This is a genomic window from Vibrio sp. CyArs1, from assembly GCF_022432925.1.
GTDB lineage: Bacteria > Pseudomonadota > Gammaproteobacteria > Enterobacterales > Vibrionaceae > Vibrio > Vibrio mediterranei.
Window position 1 is genome coordinate 350,942 of record NZ_JAKRBO010000005.1, and the last position, 17,549, is coordinate 368,490.

The 17,549-nt window shown below is 44.9% G+C and carries 14 protein-coding genes; 10 read left to right on the forward strand and 4 right to left on the reverse strand.

The annotated features are described in order from the left end of the window. The first annotated feature begins 17 nt into the window (after nucleotides 1–17). The 6 genes from MMA19_RS16985 to iolG all read left to right on the forward strand — a co-directional run bounded on the left by MMA19_RS16985 (nucleotide 18) and on the right by iolG (nucleotide 5,626). Entirely contained in the window at nucleotides 18–887 is an 870-nt protein-coding gene (locus MMA19_RS16985) for a 5-deoxy-glucuronate isomerase (protein WP_107306677.1), read from the forward strand. Between the two features lie 10 nt (nucleotides 888–897). Further along, nucleotides 898–1,725, forward strand: a complete 828-nt coding sequence (locus MMA19_RS16990) for a class II fructose-bisphosphate aldolase (protein ID WP_006070649.1) — start codon at nucleotides 898–900, stop codon at nucleotides 1,723–1,725. Nucleotides 1,726–1,801: 76 nt separating this feature from the next. Next, on the forward strand, nucleotides 1,802–2,635 hold the full coding sequence (locus MMA19_RS16995; RefSeq protein ID WP_006070650.1) for a MurR/RpiR family transcriptional regulator: 834 nt from the start codon (nucleotides 1,802–1,804) through the stop codon (nucleotides 2,633–2,635). Between the two features lie 98 nt (nucleotides 2,636–2,733). After that, entirely contained in the window at nucleotides 2,734–3,558 is an 825-nt protein-coding gene (locus MMA19_RS17000; RefSeq protein WP_240206736.1) for a sugar phosphate isomerase/epimerase family protein, read from the forward strand. Between the two features lie 140 nt (nucleotides 3,559–3,698). Continuing rightward, the gene (gene iolB / locus MMA19_RS17005; protein ID WP_240206737.1) at nucleotides 3,699–4,529 is read left to right on the forward strand and encodes a 5-deoxy-glucuronate isomerase; all 831 of its coding nucleotides are present in this window, start codon (nucleotides 3,699–3,701) and stop codon (nucleotides 4,527–4,529) included. Nucleotides 4,530–4,642: 113 nt separating this feature from the next. Next, nucleotides 4,643–5,626: an inositol 2-dehydrogenase gene (gene iolG / locus MMA19_RS17010; RefSeq protein ID WP_240206738.1), complete on the forward strand. Its 984-nt coding sequence runs from the start codon at nucleotides 4,643–4,645 to the stop codon at nucleotides 5,624–5,626. Between the two features lie 46 nt (nucleotides 5,627–5,672). Here iolG and MMA19_RS17015 read toward each other — a convergent pair whose 3' ends face one another. The 4 genes from MMA19_RS17015 to MMA19_RS17030 all read right to left on the reverse strand — a co-directional run bounded on the left by MMA19_RS17015 (nucleotide 5,673) and on the right by MMA19_RS17030 (nucleotide 10,389). Next, nucleotides 5,673–6,503, reverse strand: a complete 831-nt coding sequence (locus MMA19_RS17015; RefSeq protein WP_006070654.1) for a MurR/RpiR family transcriptional regulator — start codon at nucleotides 6,501–6,503, stop codon at nucleotides 5,673–5,675. Nucleotides 6,504–6,720: 217 nt separating this feature from the next. Beyond that, entirely contained in the window at nucleotides 6,721–7,740 is a 1,020-nt protein-coding gene (locus tag MMA19_RS17020; protein ID WP_006070655.1) for an ABC transporter permease, read from the reverse strand. Between the two features lie 84 nt (nucleotides 7,741–7,824). Next, nucleotides 7,825–9,318 (reverse strand): sugar ABC transporter ATP-binding protein, encoded by a 1,494-nt coding sequence (locus MMA19_RS17025; RefSeq protein WP_006070656.1) that lies wholly within the window; start codon nucleotides 9,316–9,318, stop codon nucleotides 7,825–7,827. A gap of 63 nt (nucleotides 9,319–9,381) precedes the next feature. Beyond that, nucleotides 9,382–10,389 (reverse strand): sugar ABC transporter substrate-binding protein, encoded by a 1,008-nt coding sequence (locus MMA19_RS17030; protein ID WP_006070657.1) that lies wholly within the window; start codon nucleotides 10,387–10,389, stop codon nucleotides 9,382–9,384. Nucleotides 10,390–10,916: 527 nt separating this feature from the next. On the opposite strand from MMA19_RS17030, the gene iolC reads away from it, so the two are divergent. The 4 genes from iolC (at nucleotide 10,917) to MMA19_RS17050 (ending at nucleotide 17,522) form a co-directional block, all read left to right on the forward strand. Further along, entirely contained in the window at nucleotides 10,917–12,824 is a 1,908-nt protein-coding gene (iolC, locus tag MMA19_RS17035) for a 5-dehydro-2-deoxygluconokinase (RefSeq protein WP_240206739.1), read from the forward strand. Nucleotides 12,825–12,897: 73 nt separating this feature from the next. After that, nucleotides 12,898–14,409 (forward strand): CoA-acylating methylmalonate-semialdehyde dehydrogenase, encoded by a 1,512-nt coding sequence (locus tag MMA19_RS17040; protein WP_240206740.1) that lies wholly within the window; start codon nucleotides 12,898–12,900, stop codon nucleotides 14,407–14,409. A 537-nt stretch (nucleotides 14,410–14,946) separates the two neighbouring features. Next, nucleotides 14,947–16,179, forward strand: a complete 1,233-nt coding sequence (locus MMA19_RS17045) for a DUF819 family protein (RefSeq protein ID WP_240206741.1) — start codon at nucleotides 14,947–14,949, stop codon at nucleotides 16,177–16,179. A 227-nt stretch (nucleotides 16,180–16,406) separates the two neighbouring features. Beyond that, entirely contained in the window at nucleotides 16,407–17,522 is a 1,116-nt protein-coding gene (locus tag MMA19_RS17050; protein WP_062460183.1) for a phosphoserine transaminase, read from the forward strand. Nucleotides 17,523–17,549 lie beyond the last annotated feature (27 nt).

A 17,549-nucleotide genomic window follows, 5' to 3' on the forward strand; every position in this document is an offset into this window, starting at 1 on the left:
CAGTGAGGAGAAAGAATATGGGTAAACACATACCACCCTACGATAATAAAAATGAACCCATTGTAGGTATTAATGATGAAGTCACACCTTTGTGTTATTTCAACCAAGTTTGTTTGACTCAAGGCGGCACATTCAACCATGAGGTTGAAGGGTATGAGTCTGTTATCGTGTTAGCTGGTGGCACTTGTAGTGTTTCAGTGACTAATGGGCAAGATACCCAAGTGTTCGACAACATTGGTAAACGTGCGTCAGTGTGGGACGGCAATCCAGAAGCGGTTTATGTACCACTTGGTTACACAGCGCAAATAGAGTGTGTCAGCGAGAATGCCGACGTCATGATTGCTGGCGGTAAGTTTGAAGCGTCACTCGAACCGTTCTGCGTTCGTGAAGAGAATGTCGATATCGTTCAATACGGCTCAGACGACACCAAAACGCACCGTAAAATCAAACATGTTCTTGGTCAATCAAATGCTGACAAACGCGGTCGTTTGTTAGTGAGCGAATTGTTTACGGTTGGTGCTGGTGGTTGGTCAGGTTTCCCTCCACATAAGCATGATGAAGATCGTGTGAAAGAAGATGGCAGCCGAGAAACACTATACGAAGAAGTGTATCAGTTCCGTTTTAACCCTGATTTCGGTTTTGGTGCTCAGTTCTTGTATGAACATGAAGATGACCATGGTCCGGTTTATCACGTTAAAACAGGCTCAGTAATCGCTATCGACAAAGGTTACCACCCAAGTGTGGCAGCGCCGGGTTATGAGATGTATTACTTCACTATTATTGTTGGGAAGACTGACAAGTCTCTGATTCAACATTTTGACCCTCACCATGAATATCAAGTGAATACCATTCCAGGTATCAAAGATATGATTGCGAAGTTCAAATAGGAGACAAAGCATGTTAGTGAATCTTAATGATCTATTACCTGATGCGGCGGCTTCTGATTATTCAGTACCTTGCTTTAATATTTTCGGCTTCGAAGACGCAAGAGCAGTGGTAGAAGCGGCGGAAGAAGTTGGTAAGCCAGTCATTCTGGCTTGTAATAAAGATGTTGTCGATTTCTACGGTGTGGAAACCGCTGCGGCGATGTTCCTCAATCTCGCTCACAAGAGCAGCGTACCGGTCTGCCTACATTTGGACCATACTTATGAAGAAGACATTGTCTATCGTGCGCTTAAAGCGGGTTTCAGCTCGGTTATGTTTGATGGCTCTCAACTGACTCTGGATGAAAACATCGCTCGCACAAAAAAAGTAGTCGAAGTGGCTCACGCACTGGGTGCTTCTGTAGAAGGTGAGATTGGCTCAGTACCTTACGAAGAGGGACGTGACCATATCAAATCTATCTATACTGAGCCCGAGGATGCTGCTAGATTTGCCCAAGAAAGTGGCGTTGACTGTGTAGCAATCTCGGTAGGTAATATTCATCGTTTGACCGAGCCAACCTGTACTATCGACTTTGGGCGCTTAGATCGTATTGCCAATGAGGTCACGGTACCTTTAGTCATTCACGGAACGAGCGGTATTCGCGATGAAGACATGCTTAAGTTGAAACAGAGTCGCGTATCAAAATTCAATATTGGTACCTGTTTGCGTCAAGCTCTTGGTCACAACTTGCGCGGTTATATGAATGATGAACCGCAGAAATTTGATCGAATCTACTTTATGCAGAAAGCAATGCCGTATGTTAAGCAAGAAGCGATTCGCAACTTTGAATTATTATCATAAAATAGAGTCCCCAACCTAATTTGGGAAGGGGACCGGTTGACTATTTATTGCGTTCGAATAGGAGAGCGTTATCACTATGGATGTAGAAGTAAAAGTACCCGCTGATTTAGATTCGTTACGCGAACTTATCGTGAAACGCTATGACGGCCTGAGCAGCAGGCTGCAGCAGGTAGCCGACTTTGTCATGGAACAGCCAATGCTGGTCGCCGTAGAAACCATGGCAACCATCGCCCAACAAGCCAATGTACCGTTGTCGACACTAAGTCGATTCTCCAATGCGATGGGCTTTGATGGCTTCACGTCTATGCAGATACTGTTTAGAGATCAGTATTTGAATCGTCCTAGAGACTACAAAGAACGTGTTCGTAAAGCACGTGAGATGGAAGATGTTCCACACGATTCGCCACAGGCCATCTTTCAAGATTTTGGTGATGCCAATATTGAGGCGCTTGAACAACTTCAAGTTATGGTGTCGCCACAGAAATTGGAACGTGCTGTGGCCATGCTTGAAGGGGCGGAAACCATCTACATTCAAGGGATGCGCCGAGCTTACCCTGTGGCGTTCTACCTCTGGTATGCGTTAATGAAATCGGATAACAACGTTGTGCTCTTAGATGATCACGGTGGCATGTTGTCACCCATGACGCGTCGTATGAACGAAAACGATGTGCTGTTCACGGTGACATTCAACCCTTACGCGCAAGAGACCAGTGACCTAATTGACGAAGCATACAAAAAGAACGTACCTATTATCGCCATTACCGACAATCAGATGACGCCTCAAGGCAGTAAGATGGAAGTGTGTTTTGAAGTCCAAGAAGGCGAGGTAATGGGGTTCCGCTCGTTGAGTAGTTCAATGTACCTAGCTCAGACATTAGCGGTTAGCTTAATGTGCCGCGAAGTAAATTAATCACAATTAATGAACATCCAGACTATTAAAGAGTAAGCCTTGTAAAGCAAATGCATCAAGGCTTAGCTTCTTGTTGCCAAAATTCAAGGAGATCCACTATGCGTTATGCTTTACATGGTATGTGTTCACTCCACAGCAATGTTATTTCTGACATTCGTTTAGCTCATGACACTGGGTATCAAGGGTTAGAAATCCACACTGAAAAACTCTGGCGCTACATTAAAGCCGGCCTATCCGCAGAGCAATTTAAACAGCGTTTAGATCATTTCAACATAGAGCCTACAGCGATTGATATTATTGGCGCCATCGAAGTGACGGATAAAGTGTCGAAAGCTCAATTGTTCCAAGATGCCGAAGTGTTATGTCAGTTCGCTCAGCAAATAGGTGCACCTACCATTCAACTTAATGCCTTTGAAGCATTGAACGGACTCACTTTAGAGCAAAATATTGAGCTGACAGCTCAAAATATACGTTCGATTGCGGATATAGGTAAAGATTATGGCATTCGCTTTCAATATGAGGGTGCAGCATGGACTCCCATTGCTTCGCTCGACGATTACTATCGTTTGTTAGATGCTGTAGGGCGCGACAACTTTGGCTTTGTTCTCGATACCTGGCATTTTTGGGCATGCCGAGGCGCAAGTCTCGAGCAAATCGCCAACATTGATCGCTCCCTTATCTACAACGTCCATATTTCAGATGGTACTCGCCCTGAAGAAGGAGCAGCTTGGCCAGATGAAAGAGAGTTACGTGGTCACTTTATTGGTCAAGGCGATATTCCTTTGTCTGAGTGGGTTGATGCCATCCAGTCTACGGGTTACCAAGGCTTCTATTCGGGCGAATATCTAAATGATCAAATGTGGGAGCAAGATTATTACGATGTCGCTACTAAGATGCTTAAAGGTATGAAAGCCCTGTTCTAAGCAAATAATGTGTCCACTTAACGGTTAAATATTCTCCGTATTAAGTGGACTTTGTTGTCTATGTCACGAAATAAATATTTCATATAAATATAATTGAATTAAATATTTCACAAGGCCTCATTGGCAACGGAGCGCTCCCTATGTCTTATCTGCTTTCTAAGTACTCTCAATCATCTCCTGATTCCCGTGTTCAATCGATTACGCCAGAGAGTGCAAATTGGCAATACGTTGGCTTTTCAGTTTATGAGATCGCAAAAGGGGAAGTGTTAATGCTTGATCAAACGGCTACCGAGAAGTGTTTAGTCTTGGTGTCGGGAAGAGCAACTGTGACGGTTAATAATCAGGTGTTTAGTAATATAGGTGAACGTATGTCGCCATTTGAAAAAGATGAAAACCAACAGCGTATTAGGCCACACTCAGTGTATGTCGCACCCCTGCAGAGTGTTCAGATTCTGGCTGAAACGGATTTGGAACTGGCGGTTTGCGAAGCGCCCAGTGAAGGTACTTTTCCGACTCGTCATATCGCCCCTCAAGATGTTGATGCTGAGCACCGAGGTAAGCGACAGAACCAAAGGTACGTACACAATATTCTCCCAGATAACAAACTCGCGGACAGCCTGCTCGTCGTCGAGGTCTTTACTGAAGAGGGCTGTACGAGTTCTTATCCTAGCCATAAACACGACCAAGATATCGACGGCCAAGAAACCTATTTAGAAGAAACTTATTATCATCGCTTAGACCCGTCTCAAGGCTTTTGTATGCAGCGCGTGTACACCGATGATAGGGAGTTAGATGAGTGCATGGCGGTGTATGACAAAGACGTGGTCATGGTGCCAAAAGGTTACCACCCTGTAGCTACCATGGCAGGCTATGACAGCTATTACCTGAATGTAATGGCCGGACCTAAGCGCAAATGGCTGTTCAGTTGGGAAAGTCCTCATGCATGGATTAATTCTGAGGACTACATGTAATCGTGATGAGTGTCATATGGCTACCTACCGAAACCATGCCGCTCATGAGCAACTTATTCTGGTTTGACTCACCATCGAGTTGGACAAACGACAAGCAAAGGAAGGAGTGCAGAATGTATAATATCGCGCTGTTTGGAGCAGGGCGCATTGGGCAAGTTCATGCTGTGAACATTGCCAATCACCCTGAAACTAACTTGTATTCGGTGATTGACCCTTATGATGTCAATGCCAATCTTTTATGCGACCAATATGGTGCTAAACGTCAATCTATTGAAGAAGCAATGGCCGACACAAGTGTTGATGCGGTATGTATTTGTTCCGCTACCGATACTCACGCTGATTTGATTGAACTGGGCGCGAAAGCAGGTAAAACGATCTTCTGCGAAAAGCCGATCGATCTCGACTCAAGCAGAGTTCGCGATTGCTTGGGTGTTGTCGAACAATATAAGGTGCCTTTACTTGTCGGTTTTAATCGCCGTTTTGACCCTCACTTTGCTAATCTGAAACAACGCGCGGTTGAAGGTGAAGTAGGTGAGCCAGCGACACTAACGATTACCTCTCGCGACCCAGAGCCGCCACCTGCGGAATACAGTAAAGTATCTGGTGGCATGTTCCGTGATATGACTATCCATGATCTTGATATGGCGAGATTCATTTTGGGTGAAGACCCGGTCTCGGTCACTGCTCATGGCAGTTGTAAAATAGACCCTGAGATCGGAAAGGCAGGTGACATTGATACCGGAGTGATTGTATTGAACTTTGCGTCTGGTGCAATCGCTACGATTCAGAATAGTCGTAAGTCTGGTTACGGCTACGATCAGCGTATTGAACTGCACGGCGAGAAAGGCATGCTTCAAGCGGAAAACGTCCGTGAGAACCTGATAAGTATGACTTCTGCTCAAGGAGTAGAATGCGCGAAACCACTACACTTCTTCTTAGAGAGATATAAAGAGGCGTACATTGCGGAGTGGCAACACTTCGTAGACATTCTTAATGGTGGTAAGCCTAATTGTTCCGGTATCGATGGCGAGTTTGCACTGCGTTTAGCAGACGCCGCAATTGAGTCAATGAATAGCAAGCGAACGGTCTTTATCTAGTTCTTGACGATGTCATAAAAACAGCGCCCAATTTAGGGCGCTGTTTTTATTCGTGTTCATTATTAATCGCCATGGCAACGGCAATACTCTGAACCAAACATAGCGAAGCGGATTGAGAGCGAAAGGCGTCCACTTTGGCTTCTTTGATGACGAAACTGACATCGCTAAAAGCAGCGAGGGGGCTTACCTGACTATCGGTTATCACAATCTGCTTCGCACCTGCTTTGGAAGCCACTTCACTTAGGGCGACGGTTTCATTGGCATAAGGACTAAAGCTGATGGCAACAATGGCATCGTTTGGACCAATCATGCTCAGTTGTTCTTCATACATTCCCCCGAGGCCATCAATCAGAAATGCACGTTTGTTTAAATGACGTAGTGCATAAGTGAAGTAGGAAGCCACGCTAAAAGAGCGGCGTAAGCCAATTAGATAGATGTTTTCACAGCTCTGTAGAATATCGATAGCACTATTAAGATCGTGCTCTGAGGTTTGGTTTGCCAGGAAATTCATGGCTTGTGAGTTAGCGTTGGCAAACTCTTGAAGTATCTGTTTTGGGCTTTCAGGCGCTAATGGTTCTGTGTGTAGCTGCTTGTGGATTCTTGCTCGATCAGTATAGCTTGAGGTCTCTTCAACGATTTTGTTACGAAATAATTGTTTCATCTCATTGAAGCCACTAAAACCAAAGGCGCTGGCAAATCGAATTAAGGTGGAAGGTGGAACTTCGGCTTTCTGCGCAATGATAGCAACAGTTTCCAGTGCGATATCATTAGGGTTATCAAGCACATATTTTGCTACTTGTTGAAGTCGTTTACTTAAGCCGGAATATTCCAAACGTATTTGTTCTTGTAGTTCACTTAATGTAGCAGCCGCTATCATAGAGTTCTCCGAAAGCCAAAATCAAAGGACAGACGTACAAAATACCTCATTTTATAGTGGTTTGAAATATTTGTTTCATTGAGTGTGTGACGAGGAAGAAAAACGCGCCTTGTAAAAAGGCGCGATGAGCCAAACCGAGAGCGACTATACCGAGGAATCCAAGGTATCCTAGATAAGAGCCGCCTCGTACCCTACTCAAAGTTATTCTGTAGTTGCACTATTTACTCTTCTTATGGCGCTTCATATCAAACATAACGGCAAAGATAATGACTAAGCCTTTTACTACTTGCTGCCAGTAGGCCGAAACGTTGAGAAGGTCGAGACCATTTTGAAGTACACCCATAATCATGGTACCGATAATAGTTCCTTGTATCGTACCAATGCCCCCAGCGTGCGATACGCCGCCGACAGTCGCTGCTGCGATTGCATCTAGCTCGTACATGATCCCCAGGCCCGGTTGACCAGAGTTGATTCGAGCCGCCAAAATCAGCGCAGATATACCCGCTAACAAACCCGCGTAGGTATAAACCAAGATCTTATAGCGCTTTACATTGATGCCAGAGACGTACGCGGCGGTTTCGTTACCACCGATGGCATAAGCGTATTTACCAAATCGGGTGTAGTTCAGTAGTACATATGACACGAAAGCCATCACAGCGAAAATGATAACAGGAACAGGAATACCCACGATGCTGCCTTGGCCAATCCATTGATAAGAATCAATAAGGCTACTTACAGGGCGGCCATCTGAGTAAAGCAGGGCAGCGCCACGGGCAACGATCATCATACCTAGAGTCGCAATGAATGGAGGAATACCAGTGTAAGCAATGAGTGCTCCATTGATATAACCGCATAATGCGCCAACAGCTAATGCCGCTAGAATAGGAACGATGATAGGTAGCTCTGGCATCGCAGGGTACATACGCATTGACCAGTCGATGGTTTGCGCCATACTGGCTGAGACTACGGCCGCTACAGCAAGTACTGAACCAGAAGATAAGTCAATGCCTCGGGTAATGATGATGATAGTAACGCCAAGCGCAAGAAGACCAATACTTGCCATTTGAGTCATTACATTTAATAAGTTAGCGACCGATAGGAAAACGGGCGATAGGATGGACATCACAACACACATGAAGACAAATACTACGTATATCGCATATTTAGATACCATGCGCTTGAAATTAGTTTGAGCTTGACCTTCAGGTGAGGTCGCTTTAATCAGTTTAGCAATCATAACTGCATTCCTTGAGTTACTACTCTGGCCTCAAGTCCTAGTTTGAAAGACTCGTGGTGTTTTAAATTGGAGGTGTCTCAATGTTTAATTGAGTGCCATCGACATGATTTTCTGTTGCGTCGCATCAGGGCCGTCGATAAGACCTTTGAGTTTGCCTTCATGCATAACTAAGATGCGGTCGCTCATTCCCATGACTTCTGGAAGTTCTGATGAGATCATGACCAAGCTTTTACCCATGCCGGTTAGCAGACGCATTAGCTTATAGATTTCTGACTTGGCTCCAACGTCGATTCCTCTTGTGGGTTCGTCTAGGAATAAGATGTCAGGTTTGGTCAGCATCCAGCGAGCCAACAATACTTTTTGTTGATTACCGCCGCTCAGATTGTCGATCATTTCGTACATTCCCGGCGTTTTTACTTTTAGCTTTTCACAGTGGGTTTGGCTGTCTTGCTTCATCTTTCTCACATCGAGCACGTTGACGACTTTGTTTCGGTAGGCGTCCAAATGAGCAATGGAGGTATTGGCGAAAATATCGAGCATCAGATAAAGCCCTGAATGTCGTCGATCTTCGGTTAGGAAGGCCATTTTGTGTCGGATAGCATCTTGTGGTGTGTTAATTTCGACGTAATCACCATTGATTCGAATAGTGCCTGCGTCTTTTTGCCTAACGCCGAAAAGCGTTTCAATTAACTCGGTTCTACCTGCGCCTACTAGACCCGCGATACCAAGAATTTCTCCTTCGTGTAATTTGAAGTTGATATCGCTGAATGCGCCTTCAACGGTGAGGTTTTCCACCTCCAAGCGAGTTTTACCAGGTTTGGCAGTAGGGGGAGGGAATACTTCTCCTAAATCTCGGCCTACCATCATCTGTACCAATTCGTCATTGTTAGTAAGCTTCGCTTCGCGCTCGCCAACAAAACAGCCGTCACGAAAGACAGTAATATCGTCACAGATCCTGAATATCTCATCCATCTTGTGACTGATGTAAACAATCGCACAACCACGAGACTTCAGCATTTCGATGATTTCGAACAGATGGTCAACTTCTTTATCCGTGAGTGCGGAAGTTGGTTCATCCATAATGATGATCTCTGATTGATAGGAGATAGCTTTTGCAATCTCCACCATTTGCATAGTTGCGACGGTCAGTTCACTCATTGGAGTTTTGGGGTCGAGTTTTAAGTCCAATTTACTCAATAACTCTGTGGTGTCGCTGTACATCTTAGCGTGGTCTACAAGGCGTAGTGGCCCTTTTAGCGGTTCTCTACCTAGCCAGATATTTTCTGCGATGCTTCGATGCAGGATAGGAGATAGCTCTTGGTGTATCATTGATATACCCGCTTCTAACGCTTCTTTGGCGCCTTGAAACTCAACATTTTCTCCCTTGTAGCGAATGGTACCGCTGTCTCTTTGGTAAATACCAAACATCACTTTCATTAGGGTTGATTTACCCGCACCATTTTCACCCATCAACGCCATAACTCGGCCTTGTTTCAAAGTGAGCTGCACATTATCGAGCGCTTTTACACCAGGAAAGGTTTTGGTGATTCCACGCATTTCTAGTAAGACTTGGCTCATACTATTACTACTCCGAAAAAAGCTCCGTATTCTAAAGAGGGGGAGAACACGGAGCGTGGGTGGTTAACCTTTTTGCTTCGCTTCGAATGCTGCTAAATTACTTTGAGTCACAAGCTCAGCGGGGATCCAAGTGACCTGTTGATGTTTTTTGCCTTTAACAGCATCTACCGCAGCATCGATAGCACCTCGTGCTTGGCCCGCGCCATCTTGGAATACAGTAGCGCTTAGGGCTCCATCTTTTACCGCAACCAAACCATCAGGTGTTGCGTCAACGCCAACGACTAAGGTGTCATCAAGCTTGCCTGCTGCGCGCAATGCTTGAATTGCTCCTAGAGCCATGTCGTCATTGTTTGCAACGATGACATCAAGCTTGTCTCCTGAATTGAGCCAGTTTTCCATAACCGTCATGCCTTGTGAGCGCTGCCATAGACCGGTTTGTTTTCTGACAACGTGGAAGTTTGGATTTTTAGACAAGTAGTCTTCGACACCTTTAGTGCGCATGATTGCGGCTTCATGAGTCAGCATACCCATAAGAATGGCAACATTACCGCCGTCCACTGAATCTGTGATGTATTGAGCTTGTGTTTCACCAAATTTCAGCTCTTCAGAACCAACGTAGAACACACTATCGGGCAGATAGTCAGGTCGACGGTTCAGATAAACAAGTTGAATCCCTGCCTTGATGATTCGGTCTGTAAGAGGTTGCGTGGCATCGGTGTTAACTGGAACCAAAATAATGGCGTCCATTTGCTGAACGATGAAGTTCTCTACTTGGCCTAATTGCTTGGCTGCGTCTTCTTTGGCGTCCACAAATGTGAGTTCGACTTTGCCATCAAACTGCTTAGCGTATTTATCCATGGCATCTTTCATATAAACCATGAAGGTGTCATCGAAGTTTGGTATCGCTACTCCAATGCGTGTTACATCGTCTTTTTTCTCTTCCTGACCACAAGCGGTAAGAACAATAAGTCCAAGAACTAATAGCGTTCCTTTAAGCAGTGCTTTGGTGTTTGATGCGAGTATTAACATTCTGTCCAGCAACATAGTAATCCCTTGTTTCTTAGTTGGCATAAATGCCTCCTTGGTATCCATCACACTTATCTATCGACAAATATGAATATTTCATTTCGTTATTAGATGAAATCTGTAGAGCATTTATTCAGTATTCACTCTGACTTTTTACTAACGGTGGCAGCAAACTTGATTGAAAAATATTTTCTACTATCCGTTGGTTTTTAACTATAAGGTGATGTTCAAAATATCACCACTGTTAATGTGTCGTAATTGTTAAAAGTGTTATCTCGATCTCACTTGATTTTCTTGCTTATTGGTGTTTGTCTTTTTAAGTATATGTTTTACAACGAAATAAATAATCTGTAACGTGTGTTTTTTAAAAGTTATAAATGGATCGGGGCATGGTGGGGTGATTTGATAAACGATCTCGGTTAAATGAAAAATAATTTTCGACTTCGATCGTTTTTTAGGTTTGTTGATTAGATTGGACATAAAAACTGGCGGCCGATCACGGTTTTTATCGATAATTCCAATTTATAATAAAATGAAATAAATATTTCACTAATCTTGGAGGAGATGAAGTAATGAGGCAGAAGGATAAGAAGTTTGATGTGATTTGCATGGGCAGGGTGGCCGTCGATTTTTATGGTCAGCAAATTGGTTCACGGCTAGAAGACATGAGCAGCTTCTCGAAATACCTAGGTGGCTCATCTGGTAATGTCGCGTATGGCACAGCGAGACAAGGGTTAAAGTCGTCAATGCTGGCTCGTGTGGGCGATGAACATATGGGGCGATTTCTTCGTGAAGAGCTTGAAAGACTTGATGTAGACACCAGTTTCTTAATTACTGATAAAGAACGTCTAACTGCCTTAGTCATATTGGGTATCAAAGATGAAGATACTTTCCCGCTGATCTTCTACCGTGACAACTGTGCAGATATGGCCATTACGTCTGACGATATAGACGAAGACTATATTGCGTCAGCACGCTGCCTCGCTATCACGGGCACGCATTTGTCGAATCCTAAGACCCGAGATGCCGTGCTTACCGCACTTCGCTATGCCAGAAAGCACGGCGTAAGAACGGCGTTGGATATCGATTATCGTCCGGTGCTTTGGGGACTAACTTCACTGGGTGATGGTGAGACTCGCTTTATTGAATCAGGAGCTGTCACTGAACAATTACAAGAGGTACTCGGCCTGTTCGATTTGATCGTCGGGACAGAAGAGGAGTTCCATATTGCAGGTGGTTCAACCGAGACGTTACAAGCACTTAATGGGGTGCGCAAAGTCACTGATGCGACATTGGTTTGCAAACGAGGTGCTTTAGGTTGCTCGGTCTACGATTCGCAAATTCCAGACCACCTTGATGGTGCAATTAACGCAACGGGTGTACGAGTTGATGTGCTTAATGTGCTCGGCGCTGGCGATGCCTTTATGTCTGGACTATTGCGAGGCTACCTCAATGATGAAAGCTGGCAACAAGCGTGTGATTATGCGAATGCTTGTGGAGCACTAGTTGTCTCTCGTCACGGTTGCGCTCCGGCGATGCCTTCGAAAGAGGAGTTGGACGATTACTTATCACGTGCAGAGCAAGTCCCAAGGCCAGACTTAGATACAAGATTGAATCACTTACATCGTGTGACTACTCGAGATAAAGAGTGGGACGACCTTTGCATACTTGCCTTTGACCATCGAATTCAATTGGAGCAAATGGCTCAAGATGTCGGTGCGTCATTGAGTCAGTTACCCAAGCTCAAGAAGCTGATACTAGAAGCGTATTCAGAAACAGTGCGTGAGCAGGGGTTACAAGGCGGAGCCGGTTTGTTATGTGATAGTACTTATGGACAAGCCGCACTCAATGAAGCTACAGGTAAAGGTTGGTGGATTGGAAGACCAATCGAGCTGCCAGGCTCTCGTCCCTTGGAGCTTGAACATGGCAATATTGGTTCGCAACTTGTGTCTTGGCCTAAAGAACACATTGTGAAGTGCTTAGTCTTCTATCATCCCGACGATGCTCTTGAACTCAAAAAGCAACAAGAGCGCCTACTAAGTGATGTTTATCTTGCATGCTGCCAATCAGGGCATGAATTACTGATTGAAGTCATTCTGCCAAGCTCGATGCCTCAAGGTGATAACTATTATATCGAAACGATACAGCGACTCTATCAGTTAGGAATCAAACCGGATTGGTGGAAGTTGCCTCCTCTATTACCTGAAGGCTGGAGAGCGGTTGAAGATCTAGTGTCAAGCAATGACAGCCATTGCTATGGCGTTGTCTTACTTGGATTAGATGCCTCGAAAGAAGCGCTGGCTGAAGGGTTTAAACACGCTCAAGCCAGTAAGCTTGTTAAAGGGTTTGCCGTAGGGCGGACTATCTTTGGTGAGCCTTCGAAAGCGTGGCTTGCTAACCAATTAGATGACGACACATTCAAAGCGAATATAAAGGCGAACTATCTAACGCTTGTTTCAGCGTGGAAAAATCGAATGTAACTACATGCACTCAGGCCGAGTACATCGCAGTGATATTTGATGCCTGAGTATTTATTAGAATTGTGGAGATACTATGGAAACCATTCAAAACTATGTCGCAGGGGCGATTGTTAACAGTGAAAGTGAGCGCTTTAGTGCGGTCTATAACCCTGCAACCGGAGAACAAACAAAACAAGTGGTATTGAGTTACGCTCATGAAGCTGAGCAAGCGGTTGAAGCGGCGAGTACAGCCTTTAAAGCTTGGTCTAAGACGTCACCGCTCAAACGTGCGCGAGTGATGTTTCAATTCAAGGCGTTACTTGAAGCGAATATGGATCGGATAGCACGCACCATTTCAAATGAGCATGGCAAGGTATACTCCGATGCGATAGGGGAGGTGACTCGTGGGTTAGAAGTGGTGGAGTTTGCCTGTGGTATCCCTCACTTACAGAAAGGTGAGCACTCAGCTAATGTCGGTACTGGCGTTGACAGTCACTCTTTAATGCAACCTCTCGGTGTTTGTGTTGGTATTACTCCGTTTAATTTCCCAGCCATGGTTCCAATGTGGATGTTTCCAGTTGCCATAGCGACGGGTAATACTTTTGTGTTGAAACCGTCTGAGAAAGATCCGTCAACGGCTTTGATTCTTGCTGAATTGTTAAAACAAGCGGGATTACCTGATGGTGTCTTTAATGTAGTTAATGGTGATAAAGAAGTTGTAGACGCCTTGCTTACGTCACCTAAAGTAGAGGCGGTTAGTTTTGTTGGTTCTACGCCAATCGCTGAATACATTTATGCCACAGCCTCTGCTCATGGGAAACGCTGCCAAGCCCTTGGCGGGGCGAAGAACCACTGCATCTTGATGCCAGATGCCGATATGGATATGGCGACCAACGCCATTATGGGGGCGGCATATGGTGCTGCAGGTGAGCGTTGTATGGCACTGTCCGTCGCAGTGGCAGTCGGCGATGAGACCGCAAACCGTTTGATTGAGAAGCTCACACAGCAAATTTCACAAATGAAAGTAGGCCCAGGTATTGTGGAGGGTACTGAAAACGATATGGGCCCGGTGATATCTGCGCTTCACAAACAAGCCATCTGCGACTATATCACTAGCGGCGAAGAGCAAGGTGCCGAAATTGTTGTTGATGGCCGCGACTTTACCGTGACGGGAAATGAAACAGGGTACTTTGTTGGCCCAACTCTGATTGATAACGTCACGCCAGAAATGACAGTGTATAAGGAAGAGATTTTTGGACCGGTGTTAGCCGTGGTTCGTGTCAGTGACTACGAAACGGCGTTATCATTAATCAATCAACATGAATATGGTAACGGGACCGCTATTTTCACTCGTGACGGGGAAACCGCACGTCAGTTTAGTGAGGATGTTCAAGCTGGCATGGTGGGTGTGAACGTGCCAATTCCTGTTCCAATGGCATTTCATAGTTTTGGAGGATGGAAGCGTTCTATCTTTGGACCTTTAAACGTTCATGGAAATGATGGCGTACGTTTCTATACCAAGATGAAAACCGTGACTAGTCGTTGGCCTGCTAGTGTTCGATTAGAACAGCATACAAGCTCATTCTCAATGCCGACGATGGAATGACCTATACTCAATGTTATCGAGTAACCGAAAGAGGAGCTTTGCTCCTCTTTTTTTGGTTCAGTTGCGGTAAATAGTGTTGAAAATGTGATACATGGTGGCAAGTTTCGTGAAAATCACCGTTAAAACTCAACACTTTTATGTTCTCAAATGTGATTTACATCAAATAACAATCAATCGATGCTTGTTTGATATTTGTACGATTTAACAATTTTTATGCGCCTGGTTGTATTGCGAGATTGATGATTAATGGTGAAGGAATTGTTGTCAAAATGATTGCTGAACAACATGAAATACGTATTACAACTTGCTGATAATATAGTGTTTTTACTTAATTCTAGTGAATGACTATACGCAATCAACAGACTCGAAACGTGTAGGCTAATCGATTTTTGGCAAAGATGAATTTCTATTTATTCATTTCGATTGGGTAAAAATTGTTAAAATTTGTGACAATAAAGAGATGTATGTATAGTCTCTGGCCACTGACCAAATGTGTCTAAATGTTTCAATGGATGCAAGTTAAGGAGACTAACAATAATGATCACGAATGACGCAGTCATAATGGGCTTACTCGCTGCCATTCTTGGTGGAGTATTTATCACCGAGAGTAGTAAAAATCCTTTCTGGAGAAAGTTCTACTCTTTTGTCCCTGGTCTGTTGCTGTGCTATTTCCTCCCGTCTTTACTTAATACAACGGGCATTATCGACGGCTCTGACTCAAAGTTATATTTTGTTGCTAGCCGATACTTACTGCCTGGCGCTTTGGTTCTGTTGATCATTTCTGCAGATTTGAAGAAGATCTTCGGCTTAGGTTCGAAAGCGGTAATTATGTTCTTAACGGGCACATTGGGCATCATCATTGGTGGACCAGCTGCAATCGTAATTTTAGATTTTATCAATCCAGACCTCGTTTCTGGTGATGTATGGCGTGGCCTAACAACAGTTGCGGGTTCGTGGATTGGTGGCGGTGCTAACCAAGCTGCAATGAAAGAAGTGTTCGGTGTAGGCGACCAACTATTTTCTGCGATGATTACGGTTGACGTTATCTGTGCCAACATTTGGATGGCTATCTTGCTTATCATGGCTGGTCGTCAAAAGAAAATGGATGCATGGCTTAAAGCTGACACCTCTTCTATTGATGAACTAAAAGAAACCGTTGCGAAATACGAAGAGGAAAACTCTCGTCCAATCACAACGACAGATATGATGAAAGTCGTGGCGATCGCCTTTGGCTTAACGGGTCTTGCACATTTTGGCTCTGATTTGATTGCTCCTTGGATCGCAACCAATGCGCCAGGGTTAGAGAAATACAGTCTGACGTCAGGATTCTTCTGGCTCATCGTTCTTGTTACGACATTTGCATTGATTGCTTCTATGTTCAAACCCGCGCGCACACTAGAACATGCTGGAGCCTCTAAAATCGGTTCAGCATTTATCTATATTCTAGTGGCGACTATCGGTATGCAAATGGACGTGACTGCGATTCTAGATAATCCGGGCTACTTCTTTATCGGTATCACATGGCTGACGATTCACGCATTGTTGATGATATTTGTGGCTAAGCTGATTCGTGCACCGCTATTCTTCATGGCTGTAGGTAGCCAAGCCAACGTTGGTGGTGCAGCATCAGCGCCTGTTGTCGCCGCGGCTTTCCACCCATCACTAGCACCAGTAGGTATTTTGATGGCAGTACTTGGTTATGCGCTAGGGACGTACGGAGCTTACATCTGCGGCATCATCATGCAAGCTGCTGTTGGTGTTGTGGGATAAGCAACAAACAGTATCTCGTTTAAGGCAGTGCGTAAAAGCACTGCCTTTTTAATTTGGGGTTGTCTCAAAAATCCAAAGTACTCTTTTGTTGTTTTTGCAGAGAAAACGGCTCATTTCACACAGTAAATACACATATTTATTGCCGATCAGCATAACCCTCTTGCCTTAGCGTCTGTTTTACGACAATGTGATGAATAGTTATTCAATATTCACAAGCAGGGAGGCTTATGAAACCTCAACTCAAACCGCAAAACCCTAACTTCTCTTCTGGACCATGTAGCAAGCGTCCGGGGTATGATCTCACTCAACTGGATGCTTCCACATTAGGCCGCAGTCACCGTTCGTCTTTAGGCAAAGCGGTTCTGGCTGAGTCGATAGAAAAAACCAAAGCAATACTGGGTATCCCAGAAGACTATCGTGTTGGCATCGTTCCTGCGTCCGATACTGGAGCGATGGAGATGGTGATGTGGTCGATGTTAGGTCATCGTCCAATCGATGTTTTCCACTGGGAGTCGTTTGGCTCAGGTTGGTTAGCGGACATCACCAAGCAATTGAAACTTGAGCAAGTAAATAGCTATTTAGCCGATTATGGGTCGCTACCAGATCTAACACAGGCAAATCCACAACACGATACCATCTTTACATGGAATGGCACGACCTCTGGAGTGAAAGTCCCGAATGGTGATTGGATTAGTGATGATAGAGAGGGGGTGACTATTTGTGATGCAACCTCCGCTGTGTTTGCGATGCCTATGCCTTGGGAAAAACTGGATGTGGTCACTTTCAGCTGGCAGAAGGTGTTAGGTGGAGAAGGGGCTCATGGGGTCATTGTTTTGAGCCCTAAAGCGGTCGAGCGATTAGAGTCTTATACACCCCCGTGGCCACTGCCGAAGATTTTCCGCATGACAAAAGGTGGAAAGCTTATAGAAGGCATTTTCAAGGGGGCGACGATCAATACACCCTCTATGTTATGCGTGGTGGACTATATTGATGCTCTCGATTGGGTGGCAGATATTGGCGGTGTAGGTGCGGCGATTGAGAAATCGGAATCCAACCTTGCTGTACTAACAAACTTCGTTGAATCACGAGAGTGGATACACTTCTTAGCTAAAGAACCAACACAACGTTCTAACACCAGTGTATGCCTCACGCTTGATGCATCGGAGCAGCAAGTTAAAGCGATGATTAAATTGTTGGATGATGAAGGTGTCGCGTTTGATATCGGCGCTTATCGGGACGCGCCAGCGGGACTCAGGATTTGGGCCGGGGCTACCGTTGAATCTAGCGACTTGGAAGCGTTACTGCCATGGCTAGATTGGGCTTATGCTGAAGTCACACAATAATTACAAAGCACCTGCTGGTCAGGTGCT